Genomic DNA, 17,757 nt, shown 5'->3' with positions numbered 1-17,757 from the left:
GGGCGTCAGAGCTTGCGCAGGGAGAGCTTCTGGACCTTGTGGTCGGGGCCCTTGCGCAGGACCAGGGTGGCACGGCCGCGCGTCGGAGCCACGTTCTCCAGCAGGTTCGGCTTGTTGATGGTGCGCCAGGTGGTGCGGCCGTACTCCATCGCCTCCTCCTCCGACACCTGCGTGTACTTGCGGAAGTACGAGGACGGGTCCCGGAACGCGGTCTCCCGCAGCCGCCGGAAGCGGTGCAGGTACCACTTCTCGATGTCCTCGGGCCGGGCGTCCACATAGACCGAGAAGTCGAAGTAGTCGGCGAGGCCGACCCGGGTCCGGCCGTCCTTGCCGGGCAGCGCGGGCTGGAGGACGTTCAGGCCCTCGACGATCAGGATGTCGGGGCGGCGGACCACCAGCCGCTCGCCGGGCACGATGTCGTAGATCAGATGGGAGTAGACGGGGGCGGTGACCTCGTCCTTGCCCGCCTTGATGTCCGCCACGAACCGGGTCAGCGCCCGCCGGTCGTACGACTCCGGGAAGCCCTTCCGCGCCGCCAGCCCCCTGGCCTCCAGCTCCTTCATCGGCAGCAGGAAGCCGTCCGTGGTCACCAACTCCACCCGCGGATGCTCCGGCCAGCGCGCCAGCAGCGCCTGGAGCAGCCGGGAGACCGTCGACTTGCCGACCGCGACCGAGCCCGCGATCCCTATCACGAAGGGTGTGCCGCGCTGTGCGGCCTGTCCGCCGCCCGCGTCCCCGAGGAAGGTGTTCAGCGCCCCGCGCAGTTCGCCGGTGGCCTTCACATAGAGGTTCAGCAGCCGGGAGAGCGGCAGATAGACGTCCCGTACCTCGTCGAGGTCGATCACGTCCCCGAGACCGCGCAGCCGCTCGACCTCGTCGGCGGTCAGCGGCAGCGGGGTCTTGTCCCGCAGGGCGCTCCACTCGTCCCTGGTCAGTTCGAGGTACGGGGTGGAGGCGTCGGCGGCGGCCCTGCGGTGGGTGTTCCGTGGCGGCGTCGTGATCACGTGCTCCATTGTCGGTGCCGGGGCGCGGAAGCGGTCCGTGGGGTGGGTCACGCGGGTGGCGTTCCGCTGGAGACAGGGGGTGGGCGGGGCCGTTTTCCGTCCGGGCGGCGGGTGCTGCCGGACCTCGGGCCGGAATAGTCGTATGGTGCGGCTTATGTGTGGAATTGTGGGGTACGTCGGGGGGCAGTCGGCGCTGGACGTGATCGTCGCCGGGCTCAAGCGGCTGGAGTACCGGGGGTACGACTCCGCCGGGGTCGCCGTCCTCGCCGACGGCGGGCTCGCCTCGGCCCGGCGCGCCGGAAAGCTGGTCAATCTGGAGAAGGAGCTGGCCGACCGGCCGCTGCCGGCCGGCACCACCGGGATCGGGCACACCCGCTGGGCCACCCACGGCGGCCCCACCGACGCCAACGCCCATCCGCATCTGGACAACGGGGGCCGGGTCGCCGTCGTCCACAACGGCATCATCGAGAACTTCGCCGCGCTCCGGGCGGAGCTGGCCGCCCGCGGCCACCAGCTGGGCTCCGAGACGGACACCGAGGTCGTCGCCCATCTGCTCGCCGAGTCCTATTCCTCCTGCGGCGATCTCGCGGAGGCCATGCGGCTGGTCTGCCGCCGGCTGGAGGGTGCCTTCACCCTGGTCGCGGTGCACGCGGACGCCCCGGACACCGTCGTCGGCGCCCGCCGGAACTCGCCCCTGGTCGTCGGGGTCGGCGCGGGCGAGGCCTTTCTCGCCTCCGATGTCTCCGCCTTCATCGAGCACACCCGCTCCGCCGTCGAACTGGGCCAGGACCAGATCGTCGAGGTCCGCCGGAACGGGATCACGGTCACCGATTTCGACGGCGCCCCGGCCGAGGTCCGCCCGTACCACGTCGACTGGGACGCCTCGGCTGCCGAGAAGGGCGGCTACGACTCCTTCATGCTCAAGGAGATCGCGGAACAGCCGCGGGCCGTCGCGGACACCCTGCTGGGGCGGATCGACGCGGAGGGGGCGCTGACGCTGGACGAGGTCCGGATCCCGGTGCCCGAACTGCGGGCGGTGGAGAAGGTCGTCGTCGTCGCCTGCGGTACGGCCTTCCACGCCGGTCTGATCGCGAAGTACGCCATCGAACACTGGACCCGGGTGCCCTGCGAGGTCGAGCTGGCCAGCGAATTCCGCTACCGGGACCCGATCCTGGACCGGCGGTCGCTGGTCGTCGCCATCTCGCAGTCCGGGGAGACCATGGACACCCTGATGGCGGTCCGGCACGCCCGGGAGCAGGGCGCGAAGGTCCTGGCGATCTGCAATACCAACGGCTCCACCATTCCGCGCGAATCGGATGCCGTGCTCTACACCCACGCGGGCCCCGAGGTCGCCGTCGCTTCCACGAAGGCCTTTCTGACCCAGCTCGTCGCCTGCTATCTGGTGGCGCTCTATCTGGGGCAGTCGCGCGGGACCACCTGGGGCGACGAGGTCCGGTCGGTGATCCGCGACCTCGCCGGGATCCCGGCCGCCCTGGAGCGCGTACTGGCCGCCGTGGAGCCCGTCCGTGAACTGGCCCGTTCGCTGGCGGACCGGAACACGGTCCTCTTCCTCGGGCGGCACGTCGGCTATCCGGTGGCGCTGGAAGGCGCGCTGAAGCTGAAGGAACTGGCCTATATGCACGCCGAGGGGTTCGCGGCCGGAGAGCTGAAGCACGGGCCGATCGCGCTGGTGGAGCGAGGGCTGCCGGTGGTCGTGGTGGTGCCGTCGCCCCGGGGGAGGTCCGTCCTCCATGGGAAGATCGTCTCGAATATCCAGGAGATCAGGGCGCGGGGGGCGCGGACCGTGGTGATCGCCGAGGAGGGCGACGAAGCGGTGGTCCCGTACGCCGACCATCTCGTCCGGATCCCGGCCGTCCCGACCCTGCTCCAGCCGCTGGTCGCTACCGTTCCGCTCCAGGTCTTCGCCTGCGAGCTGGCCACGGCCCGGGGCAACGAGGTCGACCAGCCGCGCAATCTGGCGAAGTCCGTGACCGTGGAGTAGTGGAGCAGGTGGAGCAGAGGGTGATCCGATGATCATCGGGGTGGGGATCGACGTCGCCGAGATCGACCGTTTCTCGGCGTCGCTGCGGCGTACGCCGGGGATGGCGCGGCGGCTGTTCCTGGAGCGGGAGCTGCTGCTGCCCAGCGGTGAGCAGCGGGGGTACGCGTCCCTCGCGGCCCGGTTCGCCGCGAAGGAGGCCGTGGCGAAGGCGCTCGGCGCGCCGCCGGGGCTGCTGTGGACGGACGCGGAGGTCTGCGTGGAGGCTTCCGGCCGCCCCCGGCTGGCGGTCTACGGCACGGTGGCGGCGCGGGCCACGGCGCTGGGCGTGCGGTCGTGGCATATCTCGCTGAGCCATGACGCGGGGGTCGCGTCGGCGGTGGTGATCGCGGAGGGGTAGCCCCCCCTTTTTCCGGTGCAGGGGTACGCGCCGGGGCGGCACGCCTCCGTGAGGGGGAGGCGCGCCGCCCCGGCGCGGGCCCGGAGGGTCCGGGCTCAGAGGGTCCGGCGCCGTCTGAGGGCGTACAGAGTGGTGACCGTGCCGGTCGCGGCGAGGGCGGCCGCGATCGCGGTCAGACCGAGGGCGCTGGTACCGGTGGAGGCGAGGGAACCGCCACCGCCACCGCTGCTGCTGCCGCTGCCGGTGCTGCTTTCGGCCCCGTAGGAGGATCCGCCCACGGTGCCGCCGGTTGTCGTGCCGCCCGTGCCGCCGGTTGTCGTGCCGCCCGTACTGCCGGGCGTCGTACCGCCCGTGCCGCCGGTGCTCGTACCACCCGTACTGCCGCCGCCGGTGCCGCTGGTGCCCGTACCGCCGGCCGACTGCGGTGCCGGGCCGCCCGGCGGCGGCTTCGGCGCGTCGGTCACCTTCAGCACGGCCGGGGCCGACCGCAGTGAGCCGACGGAGTTGGAGAAGACCGCCCGGTAGCGGTTGCCGTGGTGCGCCTTGGCCGCCGTGAAGGCGAGCCGCGGGCCCGACGCGCCCGCGACCGGCAGCCAGGCCGAACCGTCCGAACTGACCTCCCAGCCGGTGGTGGGCGCCGGGGTGCCGGTGGCCGAGGCCGTGAACACCGCCTCTTTGCCCGCCACCGCCGTGACCGCCTTCGGCGCGGCGGCCTGCGCCGGCGACACCCGCCGCTGGAGCTGGGTCACCTTGCCCTCCGCCACCACGAACACGCTCTGCGTCCCCGGGTCGAGGGCGAGCCCCGACGGCCGGTCACCCGCGGCCAGCTCCTCCTTCTCGCGTCTGCCCGCCGGATCGACCGCCGTGACCACGGGCGCGGTGGTCGATGCCGCGTACAGGGTGCCCGAACCGCCGTCGTACGCCAGCGCCTTCGGATTGGACCCGGCCTGGAGCGTGCCGGCCACCCGGTTGGCGCGCAGGTCGACGGCGAAGACCGTGCCCGCCGCCAGATTGGCGACATAGCCGGTACGGCTGACGGGGTCGACGGTCACGCCCATGCTGCCGAGCGCGGTGGTGCCCAGGCTCAGCGGTGTGCCCACCGTGCGGCCCGTCCTGCCGTCGATCGCGGTGAGCACGTTGTGGAAGGACATGGGTGTGGTGGACGTATTGGGCCCGACATAGGTGGTGTAGGCGCGGCGGGCCGCCGTGTCGACGGCCAGCCCGGCGACGGGGAAGGGGTGGACGGCCGGTTTGCCGATCTGCCGCCAGACGGTCGACGGGCTCCTTCCGGTGGCGAACACGGTCACCGAACGGGCGGGCTGCACCGCCGCGTACACCGTTCCCCCGGCCGGGTGCGCGGCCAGCAGATGGATATGGCCGGACAGTTTCGCCTTGTGGTCGGCGAGGGTGCCGGTACGGGTGTCGTACGTGGCGATCCGGTCCCCGAGGGCGAGGTGCAGGGAGCGCGCCGGAGCGTCCAGGGCCAGCGCCGAGACCGGTGCGGGCAGTTCGACGGGGGTGCCGGTGATCCGGCCGGTTCCGGTGTCGTACGTGGTCAGCTGCCGCCGGCTGCCGTCGTCGCTCGCCACGTAGAGCCGCCCCGCCGCGGGGTCGGCGGCCAGATACTGCGCGGCGCCCACGGCCGGGGTGAGGGTGCGCACGGTCTGGTGGCGCACGGTTCCGGCGGGCACCTCGGGCGTCGGTTCGCCGCCGCTGCCGGAGGAGAAGGTGACGGGGACGATCACGTCCTGGTCGCGGTCGGAGATATGGGTGTGGTCGGCCCGGGTGACCACGGCGCACCGGACCTGGGTGCAGTCCGCGCCGCTGTCCTTGGCCTTGACGGTCAGCTCCAGGGTGAAGCTGCCTTTGCCGTCGGCGCCCACGGTGAACTTCTTCACCAGGCCCTGGCCGTAGGCGGGCGGGTTGTTGGAGATCCAGTGCGTGGATCCGGAGCCACCGGTGAAGTCGCTGCCGCCGAGGCAGGGGCTGGGCTGTTCGCCGGGGGCGGCGGGGACCCGGCAGACGGCCAGGTAGATGCCCTTGGTGACGTCGTATCCGGTGCCGGTGACCGTGACCTTCAGTCCGGCCGGGTTGATGTTCTTCGTCTCGGAGACGGTCAGTTTCTGGCCGGTGGGCCCGGTGGCCTCACCGGGCACGGCCGCCGCACGGGCCGTTCCCGGCGCCGCCGCGGCGAGGGCCGCGGCGGCGAGCAGGAGCGGAACGGCGGCGGCCACGGACCGCCTGACGCTCGGTGCGCTGTCGGGCATCGGATTAGGAGAACGTCACCGGGACGTAGACGTCGTACTTGCGGTCGTTGCTGTCGAAGTGGTCGGCGCGGGTGACGATCGCGCAGGTCACCCCGGACTGGCCGCAGGTCACGGAGGCGGAGATCTGGGCCTTGACGTGGATGGAGACCGAGAAGCCGCCGCGGCCGTTGGAGACGGTGTACGGGGAGGAGTTGTTCGGGGACATCCACCACCAGTCGCTGTTCACCCAGTGCGAGGCGCCGGTGGTGCCGGCCTGGTCCTGGCCGCCGAGACACGGCGTCGGCTTGGCGTTCCAGGTGGACTGGTCGTTGACGTTCACGCCTGCCGGGACGGCGCACAGGCCCACGTACACGCCCTGCGAGGGGTTGTAGCCGCTGCCCGTGACGGTGACGTTCTGTCCGGAGGCGGCGGCGGTGTTCGGGGCCGTGACGGAGAGGTTGTACTGGACCCCGCCGTCCTGGACGGTTCTCGCCACGGTGGCCGCGGAAGCGGAGGAGGCGAGGCCGAGGGTGAGTGCGGTGGCGCCGAGCAGGGCGACGGCGGCGCGGACGGCCGTGCGGGGGGCGGCAGAAGGCATGGGTGGGGACACCTTTCGCGGGAATGGGCGAGAAGCGGCTGCGCCCTTGAGCAACAGCTACTTAGGTAAGGCAAACCTAAGTTGAGCTGGAAGTGGCGTCAACCCTGTGACGTGCGGGGGAGGGGCGCGGCAAGTCGGCGGGGGAGGGCGGAACTTGACGGCGGACGGGCCGACAGTGCGGGTGGACGGGTGGGTGAGGGGTGCGATACGGCGTGGCTGGGACGGGGCCGACCGGGGGCGTGGGCGCGGTGCGGCCGGTCGGCCGTGAGGACCCCGGAAGAGGCCGGGGGTTGGGGTGCGGACCCCGGGGCCGCGCACGCACAGCGGCGGGCGGCCGTGGCAGGCGCGGGGAAGCGCGTGCCCCCTGCGCCCGCCGGGCCTCGGCCCGGCCCCGGCGCACCGGCCCCGCCCTGCTCGGCCTCGGTTCCGTGCCGCGTACGGCCTGCGCGACCCGGCGGCCCCGCGCCCCTTGCGGCAGAGGGCGCCCCCGCGCCCCTTGCGGCAGACTCGGAGCATGCGTACCGCCCACACCGTGGACACCGTCCGCCGCGCCGAGGCCGAGCTGATGGCCCGGCTGCCCGAAGGCACGCTGATGCAGCGCGCCGCCGCAGGACTCGCCACCGCCTGCGCCGAACTCCTCCGCGGCAACAGCGGTAACAGCGGCAACAGCGGTGGCAGCGGCGGCGGGCGGGTGTACGGATCCCGGGTCGTCGTCCTCGCGGGCAGCGGCGACAACGGCGGCGACGCGCTCTACGCCGGTGCCCGGCTCGCCCGCCGCGGCGCGGGTGTCACCGCCGTACTCCTCGCACCCGACCGGACGCACCCGGGCGGGCTGACCGCGCTGCGGGCCGCGGGCGGCCGGGTGGCGGACGACCCCTTCGAGGCGCTCGACACCGCCGATCTCGTCCTCGACGGCATCACCGGCATCGGCGGACACGGCGGACTGCGGCCCGCCGCCGTGCCGATCGCCCGCGCCGCCCGCGGCTCCCGCGCGGTCGTCGTCGCCGTCGACCTGCCCAGCGGCGTCGAGGCCGACAGCGGCGAGGTCCTCGGCGAGGCGCTCCGCGCCGACCTCACGGTCGTCTTCGGTACGGAGAAACCGGGCCTGCTGGCCGGACCGGCGCGCGAATACGCGGGCACGGTACGGCTCGTGGACATCGGACTCGGCGGAATCCTGCCGTCCGTGCCCGCGCTGGAGGCGCTCCAGCACACCGATGTGGCACATCTGCTGCCCGAACCGAACGCGGCCAGCGACAAGTACCGCCGCGGGGTGGTGGGGATCGTCGCCGGTTCGGCCCGCTACCCCGGCGCGGCCGTCCTCGCCGTCGCGGGCGCGCTGCGCGGCGGCGCCGGAGCCGTACGGTACGTGGGGCACGCCGCCGACGCCGTCATCGCCCGCTTCCCCGAATCCCTGGTCCACGCGGGCCCGCCGGGGAAGGCCGGACGGGTCCAGTCCTGGGTCGTCGGGCCGGGCCTCGGCGACGACCTCGAAGCGGTCGCGGAGGTGCTCGCGGCCCCCGTACCGGTCCTGGTCGACGCGGACGGGCTGCGGCGCCTCGCCGATGACCCCGCCCTGCTGCGCGACCGCACCGCCCCGACCCTGCTGACCCCGCACGCGGGCGAGGCCGCCGCGCTCCTGAACGCCACCCGCGAGGAGGTGGAGGCGGCCCAGCTCGCCGCCGTCCGCGAACTCGCCGCGCGCTACGGCGCCACCGTGCTGCTGAAGGGGGCGGCGACCCTGATCGCGGACCCCGACCCCCGTACCCCCGTCCGGGCCAACACCATGGGCACCCCGTGGCTCGCGACCGCGGGCAGCGGCGATGTCCTCGCGGGCCTCGCGGGCTCCCTGCTGGCGGGCGGACTGCCGGCCCGCGACGCGGGCTCAGCCGCGGCCTACCTCCACGGCCTCGCGGCCCGCCGCGCGGCGGCCGACGCGGTCCCGGTGACGTCGTACGAGGTCGCGGAGGCGCTGGGCCGCGCCTGGCGGGACGTCCGGGAGACAACCGGCGGATAGGGCGCCGGGGTCCGGGCGAGCGGACCCGGAAGGCGGTGCCCCCGGCCCCGTACCCCCTTCCCCGTCCCCCGGCCCCGGACCCGTCCCCCCGCCCGGTTCCCCGTACCCCGCGTGAGGAAGTGCACAGGCTCCGGCCCCATGTGCGGGCGTCGCCGCAAGGGGCACACCGGGGGCCTCTGAGAGACTGGGCCACAATGAACACCACGCCGACCTCCACAGACCCCCGTCGCGGCCCCTCCTCCCGGGCCCGGGCCGAGATCGACCTCGACGCGCTGCGCGCCAATGTGACGAGCCTGCGCGCCCGGACCGGCCGTGCCGCGCTGATGGCCGTGGTGAAGTCGGACGGATACGGGCACGGCGCCCTGCCCTGCGCCAGGGCCGCCCTGGAGGCGGGCGCCACCTGGGTCGCCACCGCCACGCCCGAAGAGGCGCTGGCACTGCGCGCCGCCGGACTCGACGCACCGCTGATGTGCTGGCTGTGGACCCCCGGCGGCCCCTGGCGCGAAGGCATCGAGGCCGGTCTCGACATGTCCGTGAGCGGGATGTGGGCGCTGGCCGAGGTGACCGCCGCCGCCCGGGAGGCCGGCCGGCCCGCCCGGATCCAGCTCAAGGCCGATACGGGACTCGGCCGCAACGGCTGCCAGCCCGCCGACTGGGCCGAACTCGTCGCCGCCGCCCGCGCCGCCGAGGCCGAGGGCGCGGTCCGGGTCACCGGCGTCTGGTCCCACTTCGCCCGCGCCGACGAGCCCGGCCACCCCTCCGTACGGCAACAGCTCGACACCTTCGGCGACATGCTGGCCCACGCGGAGGGCGAGGGCATCGACCCCGAGGTCCGCCATATCGCCAACTCCCCGGCCACCCTCACCCTCCCCGCATCCCATTACGACCTGGTCCGCACCGGAATCGCCATGTACGGCCTCTCGCCGTCCCCGGAGGTCGGCACCCACCGGGAGCTGGGCCTGCGGCCCGTCATGACCCTCTCCGCGAACGTCGCCCTGGTGAAGGGCGTGCCCGCCGGACACGGCGTCAGCTACGGCCACACGTACGTCACCACCGAGGAGACCACCCTCGGTCTGATCCCCGTCGGATACGCCGACGGCATCCCGCGCCACGCCTCCGGCCGGGGCCCCGTCCTCGTCGCGGGCGAACGCCATACGATCGCCGGCCGGGTCGCCATGGACCAGTTCGTGGTCGACCTCGGGGGCCGCAAGGTCCAGGAGGGCGCGGAGGCCGTGCTCTTCGGACCGGGCGACCACGGCGAGCCGACCGCCGAGGACTGGGCGCGCGCCGCGGACACCATCGCGTACGAGATCGTCACCCGGATCGGACAGCGGGTACCCCGTATCCACCTCGGGGCCGCCGAAGGACACGGTTCCGGGGACGGGCCCGCACCGTCCGCATAGGAACGGGCTCCGCGAGGAAGAGGAAAGGGCCGGGGGGCGGACAGCGGCACGACCGCCCGCCGGTACCGCGATCCACGGATACGCCCGCGCCCGGCGGTGGCTGCGGCTGCGCACGGGTACGGACACGGGTACGGGTACGGACACGGGTACGACGACGAGGAGCGGCACGGTGAGCGAGACCAGCACGGGGGACGCCCTCGCCGGAGCGGCGGCCGCGGTCTCCGCCGCCGCGGACGCCGCGAGCGGCACCGGCACGCCCGGCTGGCGCCGCGCCGGGATCGCGGGCATCGCGATAGGCGTGATCGCCGCGGGCGCGGCGGCGGGCGTCGCCGTCGAACGCCTCACCGTCGGCCGCGGCGTACGGAAGAAGGCCCGGCTCGCCCTCGATGCGACCGGCCCGTACGGAGCCCTGCGCGGCACCCCCGGCAAGGCCGTCGCCGACGACGGCACCCTGCTCTACTACGAGGTCGACGAGGTCGACCCGGGGGCCGCCGCCCCCCGCCGCCGCAGGCTCTTCGGCCGCCGCGCCCCCGCGCCCGTCACCGTCGTCTTCAGCCATGGCTACTGCCTCAACCAGGACTCCTGGCACTTCCAGCGCGCCGCCCTGCGCGGACTGGTCCGTACCGTCCACTGGGACCAGCGCAGCCACGGCCGCTCCGCCCGCGGCGTTGCCCAGCAGGGCCCGGAGCGGGTGCCCGTCTCCATCGACCAGCTCGGCCGCGATCTGAAGGCCGTACTCGACGCCGCGGCACCGGAGGGGCCGGTGGTGCTCGTGGGGCACTCCATGGGCGGGATGACGGTCATGGCGCTGGGGGAGCAGTATCCGGAGTACGTCCGCGAGCGGGTCGCGGGCGTGGCCTTCGTCGGCACCTCCAGCGGCCGGCTGGGCGAGGTCGACTACGGGCTTCCGGTCGCCGGGGTCGCCGCCGTCCGGCGGGTCCTGCCCGGGGTGCTGCGCGCTCTCGGCTCCCAGGCCGAGCTGGTGGAGCGCGGCCGCCGGGCCACGGCCGACCTCTTCGCCGGGCTGATCAAGCGCTACTCGTTCTCGTCGCGGGACGTCGACCCCACGATCGTCCGGTTCGCCGAGCGGATGATCGAATCGACCCCGATCGACGTGGTCGCGGAGTTCTATCCGGCCTTCGACGAACACGACAAGGCGGAGCGGCTCGGGGTCTTCGAGGAGCTGCCGGTGCTCGTCCTGGCCGGGGACCGGGATCTGGTCACGCCCAGCGCGCACAGCGAGGTCATCGCGGACCGGCTCCCCGACGCCGAACTGGTGATCGTGCCGGACGCCGGCCATCTGGTGATGCTGGAGCATCCGGAGGCGGTCACGGACCGGCTGGCGGATCTGCTCGCCCGAGCCGGGGCGGTACCGGCAGCGGCTAACGTTGGCCCGTATGGAAGCACCGCACAACCCGGCTGACGCCCCCGGGGCCCCCAGCCTCCCCGGCACCGCCCCGCAGAACACTTCGCAGAGCGGTCCGCAGAACGGTTCGCAGAGCGGTTCACGGCCGACCCGGGAGGCCCGGATCGCCGTCGACTCGGCGGCCCGGATGACGGAGCTGGGCCGCCGGCTCGCGGTCCGGCTGCGCCCCGGCGACCTGGTGATGCTCACCGGTGAACTGGGCGCGGGGAAGACGACGCTCACCCGCGGCCTCGGCGAGGGCCTCGGCGTCCGCGGCGCCGTGACCTCGCCGACGTTCGTCATCGCCCGGGTCCATCCGCCGCTGGGCGGGGGACCGGCGCTGGTCCATGTCGACGCGTACCGCCTGGGCGGCGGGCTCGACGAGATGGAGGACCTGGACCTGGACGTGTCGCTGCCGGACTCCGTCGTCGTGGTGGAGTGGGGCGACGGCAAGGTCGAGGACCTGTCGGACGACCGGCTGCACGTGGTGATCCACCGGGTGGTGGGCGATACGGACGACGACCGGCGGACCGTGACGCTGACGGGGTACGGCGCCCGCTGGGCGGACGCGGATCTCGCGCTGGACTGAGCCCGCCGGACCGCGGGATCCGGCTGCCGTACGTCTCCGCGCCCTCCGCCGCCCGTCCGGCCCGTCCGGCCCGTCCGGCCCGTCCGGCCCGTCCGCCCGTTCGCGCCCTGTGTTCGGGATCCCGGTTCCGGATCCCGTAATCCACGGATTTTCCGACAAGGCGTCGGGAAGATGTTGCGCGGGGCGTGCCGTGCGTGGTCACATGGTACGGACGCTTGGTTAGGTCTACCTAACCATCCGACCGCCGACCGTTCTGGTCCCCGTGATCCAGGAGGCAGCCATGCCGGCATCCGAGCGCGCGTCCGTGCTGCGGTGGCCCCAGCCGCCGTCCATGCGGGATCTGCTGGCGTCCTGCGCCGCCGCCGCGGCGGTCTCCACCCCGCCGAGCGCCCGCGAAAACGCGGCGGAGGCGGCTGCCGCCGGGCCCGGCGCCGAGTCCGAGGCCGAGCGCGGTTCCGGGTACGCGCCCCGGCCGTCCGCCCGGCTCCGGCGCGACGCGGCATAACACCCGCCGGGCGTCGTTTCCGGGCGACGCCGTCCGCCGAAATGCCGCGAGCGGTGTACGGCGGGGGACGCGGGTCCTTCGTACGGGCGGTTTTCGCGCCCGGCCCCGGCCGGCCCCGCGGCCCGGGTCAGGGAAGGGCGACGACGGTCAGGGAAGGGCGACGACGGTCAGGGAAGGACGACGACCTTGGTGCCGACCGTCGCGAAACCCCACATCGCGTTCCCGTCCTCGCGGGCCATCCGGACCCCGCCCGTCTTCTTCTTCGGATCGGGTGCCGCCATGGAGCCGTTGACCGCCGCGCTGAAGCCGACCGTCACCCCGTCCGCCTTCGCGAACCGCACCACATGTTCGATCGCGACCCCGTCCGATCCGGGGATCTTCCCCGCGCGCGAGGTCACCGAGTGCGGCCCCGGCGCCGGGTTCACGGTCGACGGCATCACCGCGAACGTCCTGCGGACCTTGTTGCCCTTCGCCTCGACCAGCCAGACCCGCCGGGCCTGGAGCGCGTAGACGACCCGCTCACCGGTGCCCGAGTTCAGCGGCAGCGCCAGCGGGTTCACCGGAGCCTTGGGCGCGCTCTTCCCCGGGCCCGTGCTCGCGCCCGGCTTCGCCTTCAGTTCGGAGACACTGGCCTCCGCCTTGAACGCCAGGAAACCGACACCCGCCAGAGCGGCCGCCGTGAACCCGGCTACCAGTCCCGAGCTGCGTGCCACCTGCGCCACCTTTCGGATGTTCCGATGTCCGGATGTTCGGATCCCCCAGCCCGTCGGACTGAACGACTGTCGCATGGGATGTTTCCGTGGCGACGGTAGCAGCAGGCCTCCCCGTCCGAGGGTGAGCCGTGCCCGGGGGCGGGGGAGCCGTAGGCTGTTCGCGTGCTCCTGCTTGCCGTAGATACCGCCACGCCCGCCGTCACCGCCGCTCTCCACGACGGCACGAAAGTCCTCGCCGAGTCCAGCCGGGTGGACGCCAGGCGCCACGGCGAACTGCTGCTGCCCGCCGTCGACCGGGTGCTGGCCGAGGCCGGGGCCACCCTGGACGCCGTCACCGCCGTGGTGACCGGTGTCGGCCCCGGCCCGTACACCGGACTGCGGGTCGGTCTGGTGACCGCGGCCACCTTCGGGTCGGCGCTCGGCGTGCCGGTCTACGGGCTCTGCACCCTGGACGGCCTCGCCTACGCGGCCGGCCGGGACGCCGGGGTCACCGGCCCCTTCGTGGTGGCGACGGACGCCCGCCGCAAGGAGGTCTACTGGGCCCGGTACGCCTCGCCGCGCGAGCGCCTCACCGGCCCCGCCGTGGACCGGCCCGCCGATATCGCGGAGCAGCTCGCGGGCCTGCCCGCCGTCGGCGCCGGTGCCCTGCTCTACCCGGACGCCTTCCCCACCGTGGTGCCCGGCGCCCCGGAGCACGTCTCGGCCGCCGCGCTGGCCGCGCTGGCCGCCGAGAAGCTCGCCGAAGGCGGGGACGCGGGCCCGGCCGAGGGGGCGTTCCTGCCGCCGCAGCCGCTGTATCTGCGCCGCCCGGACGCGCAGGTCCCCAAGAACTACAAGGTGGTCACACCGCAGTGACCGCCGCGCCCGACCCGGCCGGGCCCCGGCCTCCGGACCAGCCCGTACTGCGCGAGATGCGCTGGTGGGACCTGGAGCAGGTACTGGCGCTGGAGAACGACCTCTTCCCGGAAGACGCCTGGTCCGCCGGGATGTTCTGGGGCGATCTCGCCCATGCCCGCGGACCGCGGGCGACCCGCCGCTTCGTCGTGGCCGAGGAGCCCGGCCCCCCGGGGGAGGACGGCCGGATCACCGGTTACGCCGGTCTCGGCGCGGCGGGCGGACTCGCGGACGTGCTGACGATCGCGGTCGCCCGGGAACGCTGGGGCACCGGGCTCGGCGCCGCGCTGCTCACCGATCTGCTCCAGCACGCCACCGCCTTCGAATGCGACGAGGTCCTCCTCGAAGTGCGGGTGGACAACATCAGGGCACAGAAGCTGTACGAGCGCTTCGGCTTCGAGCCCATCGGAATCCGCCGCGGCTACTACCAGCCCGGCTCCATCGACGCGCTCGTCATGCGCCACCAGGTGCACGGCACGGCAAGGGAATGTTGAGTGATGGCTGACGAACCGCTCGTACTCGGTATCGAAACGTCCTGCGACGAGACCGGCGTCGGCATTGTGCGCGGGACGACCCTGCTCGCCGACGCCGTGGCGTCCAGTGTCGACACGCACGCCCGCTTCGGCGGCGTGGTCCCCGAGATCGCGTCCCGCGCGCATCTGGAGGCGATGGTCCCCACCATCGAACGCGCCCTGAAGGAAGCGGGCGTCTCCCCGCGCGACCTCGACGGGATCGCGGTCACCGCGGGCCCCGGCCTCGCGGGCGCGCTGCTGGTGGGCGTCGCGGCGGCCAAGGCGTACGCGTACGCCCTGAACAAACCGTTGTACGGGGTGAACCACCTCGCCTCCCATATCTGCGTGGACCAGCTGGAGCACGGCAAGCTGCCCGAGCCGACGATGGCGCTGCTGGTCTCCGGCGGGCACTCCTCCCTGCTGCTGGCCCCGGATATCACCAGTGATGTACGGCCGCTGGGCGCAACCATCGACGATGCGGCGGGCGAGGCCTTCGACAAGATCGCCCGGGTGCTCGATCTGGGCTTCCCCGGCGGTCCGGTGATCGACCGGCTGGCGAAGGAGGGCGACCCGGCGGCGATCGCCTTCCCGCGCGGGCTGACCGGCTCGCGCGACCCGGCGTACGACTTCTCCTTCTCGGGGCTGAAGACGGCCGTGGCCCGCTGGATCGAGGCGAAGCGGGCGGCGGGGGAGGAGGTGCCGGTACGGGATGTGGCGGCGTCCTTCCAGGAGGCGGTCGTCGACGTGCTCACCCGCAAGGCCGTCCGGGCCTGTCTGGACGAGGGCGTCGACCATCTGATGATCGGCGGCGGTGTCGCGGCCAACTCGCGGCTGCGGGCGCTGGCCCAGGAGCGGTGCGAGCGGGCGGGCATCCGGCTGCGGGTGCCGCGGCCGAAGCTGTGCACGGACAACGGCGCGATGGTGGCGGCGCTGGGGGCCGAGATGGTGGCCCGCAACCGTCCGGCCTCGGATCTGGAGCTGTCGGCGGACTCGTCCCTGCCGGTGACGGACCCGCATGTACCCGGCGAGCACGCCCACGACCACAGTCCCGGCCATGGCCACAGCCACAGTCACTCCCATGACCACGACCATGTGCACGAGATCAGCAAGAAGAACCTCTACTCGTGACGGACGGCGCGCGGGAGGGCGGGGAGGCGGGCGGTATGACGACGGTCGCGCTGATGTGGGAGGCGAAGGCGGCCCGCGGCCGGGGCGCCGAGCTGCTGGAGTGGGCCCGGGGGCAGGCCCTGCCCCGGGAGCCGCTGCGGCGGGAGACCTTCGGTGCCGGGGACGACCGGGTGCTGGTGGTCACCTGGTGGGAGACGGACGGCGGCCCCGCGACCCGGCCTCCCGAGCTGCCCGATCCGGCGCCGGAGCTGCTCGACCGGCCCGTGCACCGCTGGCGGTTCACTTCGCTGGGGCTCGGCTGACGGACCCGGGAAACCCTCCCAGGACCCGGGAAACCCTCCCCGGACCCGTCCGGAGCCTGCGCAAAGCCTTCTCGGACCCGCACGGAGGAGCCTTCCCGGACCCGCCCGGACTGCCCGGAAAAAATTTCCGGAGAAAAGTCCGGCGGAGTGTCGAGACTGCCGTCGTCCGATCGACGGAAGGGTGAGAGGCGGGGAAACACCCCGCACCACCTCGCTCACCGAACCGCCGGACCAGCGCCGCCCACCGGGCCGCCCGGTACCGCGACCAGCACCAGGAGTTGTCATGCCCCGCTTTCTGACTCTCGTCCGCATCGACGAGAACAACCTGCCCGAGGACGGTTTCTCCCCCGAGATGGGGGAGCGGATGGACGCCCTGCTGAAGGAGATCACCGAGGCCGGCGTGATGCTGGACACCGCCGGTCTCACCCCCACCTCCCAGGGCCGCCGGGTCACCTACTCCGGCGGGAAGCTGTCCAGCACGGACGGCCCCTTCACCGAGACCAAGGAGGTCGTCGGCGGCTACTCCATCATCCAGGCCAAGGACCTGGCCGAGGCCGAGGAGTGGGCCGGCCGCTTCCTCAAGGTCCACGACGAGGTCTGGACGGTGACCTGCGAGATCCGGCAGATCGCCGAGAACTGAGCACCGGCGCCGGGAGACCCCGGAGGCACGGCCTCCGGGGTCCCGTCCGGCTTGCCGCCGCCGCCGTCTGTTGCTCTGATGGGTGGCCGTGACGACGGCAAGCGCAGTGGAAGCGGTGTTCCGGATCGAGCAGGCGCGAGTGATCGCGGCCGCCGCCCGGATCGTCAGGGATGTCGGTATCGCGGAGGAGATCGCGCAGGACGCGCTGGTCTCCGCGCTCGAAAAGTGGCCCGATTCCGGTGTTCCCGAGAAACCGGGCGCCTGGCTCACCGCGGTCGCCAAGCGCCGCGCGGTCGATCTCGTACGCCGCAGGGAGAACTACGCGCGGAAGCTGGCCGAGGTCGGCCGGTCCCTGGAGCACGCGGCCGAACCGCCGCCCGCCGAACCGTCGCCCGACAGCGGCCCCGAGGCCGATATCGACGACGATCTGCTGCGGCTGATCTTCACCGCCTGCCATCCGGTGCTGCCGACCCGGGCCCGGATCGCCCTGACCCTGCGACTGCTGGGCGGGCTGACGACCGAGGAGATCGCCCGCGCCTTTCTGGCCTCGGAAACGGCCGTCGCCCAGCGGATCGCCCGCGCGAAACGGTCCCTCGCCGCGGCGGACGTGCCCTTCGAGGTGCCGTACGGCCCCGATCGCGCGGCCCGGCTCGACTCCGTACTCGAAGTCGTCTACCTCGTCTTCAACGAGGGCTACTCGGCGACCAAGGGCGACGACTGGCTCCGCCCGGCGCTCTGCGAGGACGCGCTGCGGCTGGCCCGGGTGCTCGCGGCCCTGCTGCCGGACGAGCCCGAGGTCCACGGCCTCGCGGCCCTGCTGGAGCTCCAGGCCTCCCGGATCCCGGCCCGTACCGGGCCCGACGGCAGTCCGGTGCTCCTCGCCGACCAGGACCGGGCGCGCTGGAACCGGCTGCTGATCCGCCGTGGCTTCGCCGCGCTGGACCGGGCCGCGGTGCCGGGCGTACCGGCGGGTCCGTACGTCCTCCAGGCCGCGATCGCCGCCTGCCATGCGCAGGCCCTGCGGTACGAGGACACCGACTGGGCCGTGATCGTCACGCTCTACGGGCAGCTCGCGGCCGTCCGGCCGTCCCCGGTGGTGGAGCTGAACCGGGCGGTGGCCGTCGCCATGGCGGAGGGGCCGGAGGCCGGTCTCGCGCTGGTGGACGCGATCGCCGGGGACCCGGAGCTGAAGGACTACCACCTGCTGCCGAGCGTACGCGGTGACCTGCTGGCCAGGCTGGGACGGTGGGAGGCGGCCCGGGAGGAGTTCCTCGGGGCGGCCGCGCTGGCCCGCAACGACCGGGAGCGCGGACTGCTGCTGGCCCGTGCGGAACAGGCGGAACAGGCGGAACGGACGGCCGGGGGTCCCGGCCCGGATGTCGTTCCCGGCGGATAGTCTCCGCGC

Annotated in this window: 17 protein-coding genes; 13 read left to right on the top strand and 4 right to left on the bottom strand. The window is 73.7% G+C overall.

All coding sequences use genetic code 11. The annotated features are described in order from the left end of the window. Window positions 1-5: 5 nt before the first annotated feature. Entirely contained in the window at window positions 6-1,013 is a 1,008-nt protein-coding gene (gene coaA, locus ACIQ9E_RS17285) for a type I pantothenate kinase (protein WP_403708146.1), read from the bottom strand. Between the two features lie 145 nt (window positions 1,014-1,158). Here coaA and glmS point away from each other — a divergent pair, with 145 nt between their 5' ends. Both glmS and ACIQ9E_RS17275 read left to right on the top strand, forming a co-directional pair. Next, entirely contained in the window at window positions 1,159-3,006 is a 1,848-nt protein-coding gene (gene glmS, locus ACIQ9E_RS17280) for a glutamine--fructose-6-phosphate transaminase (isomerizing) (RefSeq protein WP_403707683.1), read from the top strand. Between the two features lie 28 nt (window positions 3,007-3,034). Beyond that, complete coding sequence (locus ACIQ9E_RS17275) at window positions 3,035-3,403, top strand: holo-ACP synthase (protein ID WP_403707681.1); 369 nt, start codon at window positions 3,035-3,037, stop codon at window positions 3,401-3,403. Between the two features lie 95 nt (window positions 3,404-3,498). Here ACIQ9E_RS17275 and ACIQ9E_RS17270 read toward each other — a convergent pair whose 3' ends face one another. Both ACIQ9E_RS17270 and ACIQ9E_RS17265 read right to left on the bottom strand, forming a co-directional pair. Then, complete coding sequence (locus tag ACIQ9E_RS17270) at window positions 3,499-5,670, bottom strand: YncE family protein (RefSeq protein WP_403707679.1); 2,172 nt, start codon at window positions 5,668-5,670, stop codon at window positions 3,499-3,501. A gap of 4 nt (window positions 5,671-5,674) precedes the next feature. Further along, window positions 5,675-6,247 carry a hypothetical protein gene (locus ACIQ9E_RS17265; RefSeq protein WP_403707677.1) on the bottom strand — a complete coding sequence of 191 codons (573 nt, stop codon included), beginning with the start codon at window positions 6,245-6,247 and terminating at the stop codon, window positions 5,675-5,677. Window positions 6,248-6,761: 514 nt separating this feature from the next. On the opposite strand from ACIQ9E_RS17265, the gene ACIQ9E_RS17260 reads away from it, so the two are divergent. The 5 genes from ACIQ9E_RS17260 (at window position 6,762) to ACIQ9E_RS17240 (ending at window position 12,163) form a co-directional block, all read left to right on the top strand. After that, the gene (locus ACIQ9E_RS17260; RefSeq protein ID WP_403707675.1) at window positions 6,762-8,261 is read left to right on the top strand and encodes an NAD(P)H-hydrate dehydratase; all 1,500 of its coding nucleotides are present in this window, start codon (window positions 6,762-6,764) and stop codon (window positions 8,259-8,261) included. Between the two features lie 194 nt (window positions 8,262-8,455). Next, on the top strand, window positions 8,456-9,664 hold the full coding sequence (alr, locus tag ACIQ9E_RS17255) for an alanine racemase (RefSeq protein WP_403707673.1): 1,209 nt from the start codon (window positions 8,456-8,458) through the stop codon (window positions 9,662-9,664). Between the two features lie 169 nt (window positions 9,665-9,833). Next, window positions 9,834-11,087, top strand: coding sequence for an alpha/beta fold hydrolase (locus ACIQ9E_RS17250; protein ID WP_403707671.1), 1,254 nt, complete (start codon window positions 9,834-9,836; stop codon window positions 11,085-11,087). Next, window positions 11,062-11,658, top strand: coding sequence for a tRNA (adenosine(37)-N6)-threonylcarbamoyltransferase complex ATPase subunit type 1 TsaE (tsaE, locus tag ACIQ9E_RS17245; protein ID WP_403707669.1), 597 nt, complete (start codon window positions 11,062-11,064; stop codon window positions 11,656-11,658). The genes ACIQ9E_RS17250 and tsaE overlap by 26 nt, the downstream gene beginning before the upstream one ends. A 280-nt stretch (window positions 11,659-11,938) precedes the next feature. Next, entirely contained in the window at window positions 11,939-12,163 is a 225-nt protein-coding gene (locus ACIQ9E_RS17240; RefSeq protein ID WP_403707667.1) for a hypothetical protein, read from the top strand. 167 nt (window positions 12,164-12,330) lie between these two features. Here ACIQ9E_RS17240 and ACIQ9E_RS17235 read toward each other — a convergent pair whose 3' ends face one another. Then, complete coding sequence (locus tag ACIQ9E_RS17235; RefSeq protein ID WP_403707665.1) at window positions 12,331-12,876, bottom strand: hypothetical protein; 546 nt, start codon at window positions 12,874-12,876, stop codon at window positions 12,331-12,333. A gap of 162 nt (window positions 12,877-13,038) precedes the next feature. Here ACIQ9E_RS17235 and tsaB point away from each other — a divergent pair, with 162 nt between their 5' ends. The 6 genes from tsaB to ACIQ9E_RS17205 all read left to right on the top strand — a co-directional run bounded on the left by tsaB (window position 13,039) and on the right by ACIQ9E_RS17205 (window position 17,748). Then, the gene (gene tsaB, locus ACIQ9E_RS17230; RefSeq protein WP_403707663.1) at window positions 13,039-13,731 is read left to right on the top strand and encodes a tRNA (adenosine(37)-N6)-threonylcarbamoyltransferase complex dimerization subunit type 1 TsaB; all 693 of its coding nucleotides are present in this window, start codon (window positions 13,039-13,041) and stop codon (window positions 13,729-13,731) included. A gap of 56 nt (window positions 13,732-13,787) precedes the next feature. Then, window positions 13,788-14,264 carry a ribosomal protein S18-alanine N-acetyltransferase gene (gene rimI / locus ACIQ9E_RS17225; RefSeq protein WP_403708143.1) on the top strand — a complete coding sequence of 159 codons (477 nt, stop codon included), beginning with the start codon at window positions 13,788-13,790 and terminating at the stop codon, window positions 14,262-14,264. A 3-nt stretch (window positions 14,265-14,267) separates the two neighbouring features. Further along, entirely contained in the window at window positions 14,268-15,410 is a 1,143-nt protein-coding gene (gene tsaD / locus ACIQ9E_RS17220; RefSeq protein WP_403707661.1) for a tRNA (adenosine(37)-N6)-threonylcarbamoyltransferase complex transferase subunit TsaD, read from the top strand. Between the two features lie 35 nt (window positions 15,411-15,445). Further along, the gene (locus tag ACIQ9E_RS17215; protein WP_403708140.1) at window positions 15,446-15,712 is read left to right on the top strand and encodes a hypothetical protein; all 267 of its coding nucleotides are present in this window, start codon (window positions 15,446-15,448) and stop codon (window positions 15,710-15,712) included. Between the two features lie 283 nt (window positions 15,713-15,995). Then, complete coding sequence (locus tag ACIQ9E_RS17210) at window positions 15,996-16,352, top strand: YciI family protein (protein ID WP_403707659.1); 357 nt, start codon at window positions 15,996-15,998, stop codon at window positions 16,350-16,352. 88 nt (window positions 16,353-16,440) lie between these two features. Next, window positions 16,441-17,748, top strand: a complete 1,308-nt coding sequence (locus tag ACIQ9E_RS17205) for an RNA polymerase sigma factor (protein WP_403707657.1) — start codon at window positions 16,441-16,443, stop codon at window positions 17,746-17,748. The last annotated feature ends 9 nt before the right edge of the window (window positions 17,749-17,757 follow it).

This window comes from Streptomyces sp. NPDC094448 (assembly GCF_044763775.1).
Lineage (GTDB): Bacteria > Actinomycetota > Actinomycetes > Streptomycetales > Streptomycetaceae > Streptomyces.
Note: the sequence above shows the minus strand (reverse complement) of the source record. Positions and strands in the feature narration are given on the sequence as shown.

What these genes read in the sequence shown, in the direction of transcription:
- alr (WP_403707673.1), top strand. Translation starts at nt 8,456, where the DNA reads ATGAACACCACGCCGACCTCCACAGACCCCCGTCGCGGCCCCTCCTCC.
- tsaE (WP_403707669.1), top strand. Translation starts at nt 11,062, where the DNA reads ATGGAAGCACCGCACAACCCGGCTGACGCCCCCGGGGCCCCCAGCCTC.
- ACIQ9E_RS17265 (WP_403707677.1), bottom strand. Translation starts at nt 6,247, where the DNA reads ATGCCTTCTGCCGCCCCCCGCACGGCCGTCCGCGCCGCCGTCGCCCTG.
- tsaD (WP_403707661.1), top strand. Translation starts at nt 14,268, where the DNA reads ATGGCTGACGAACCGCTCGTACTCGGTATCGAAACGTCCTGCGACGAG.
- ACIQ9E_RS17275 (WP_403707681.1), top strand. Translation starts at nt 3,035, where the DNA reads ATGATCATCGGGGTGGGGATCGACGTCGCCGAGATCGACCGTTTCTCG.
- ACIQ9E_RS17215 (WP_403708140.1), top strand. Translation starts at nt 15,446, where the DNA reads ATGACGACGGTCGCGCTGATGTGGGAGGCGAAGGCGGCCCGCGGCCGG.
- ACIQ9E_RS17270 (WP_403707679.1), bottom strand. Translation starts at nt 5,670, where the DNA reads ATGCCCGACAGCGCACCGAGCGTCAGGCGGTCCGTGGCCGCCGCCGTT.
- rimI (WP_403708143.1), top strand. Translation starts at nt 13,788, where the DNA reads ATGCGCTGGTGGGACCTGGAGCAGGTACTGGCGCTGGAGAACGACCTC.
- ACIQ9E_RS17260 (WP_403707675.1), top strand. Translation starts at nt 6,762, where the DNA reads ATGCGTACCGCCCACACCGTGGACACCGTCCGCCGCGCCGAGGCCGAG.
- ACIQ9E_RS17240 (WP_403707667.1), top strand. Translation starts at nt 11,939, where the DNA reads ATGCCGGCATCCGAGCGCGCGTCCGTGCTGCGGTGGCCCCAGCCGCCG.
- ACIQ9E_RS17210 (WP_403707659.1), top strand. Translation starts at nt 15,996, where the DNA reads ATGCCCCGCTTTCTGACTCTCGTCCGCATCGACGAGAACAACCTGCCC.
- glmS (WP_403707683.1), top strand. Translation starts at nt 1,159, where the DNA reads ATGTGTGGAATTGTGGGGTACGTCGGGGGGCAGTCGGCGCTGGACGTG.
- coaA (WP_403708146.1), bottom strand. Translation starts at nt 1,013, where the DNA reads ATGGAGCACGTGATCACGACGCCGCCACGGAACACCCACCGCAGGGCC.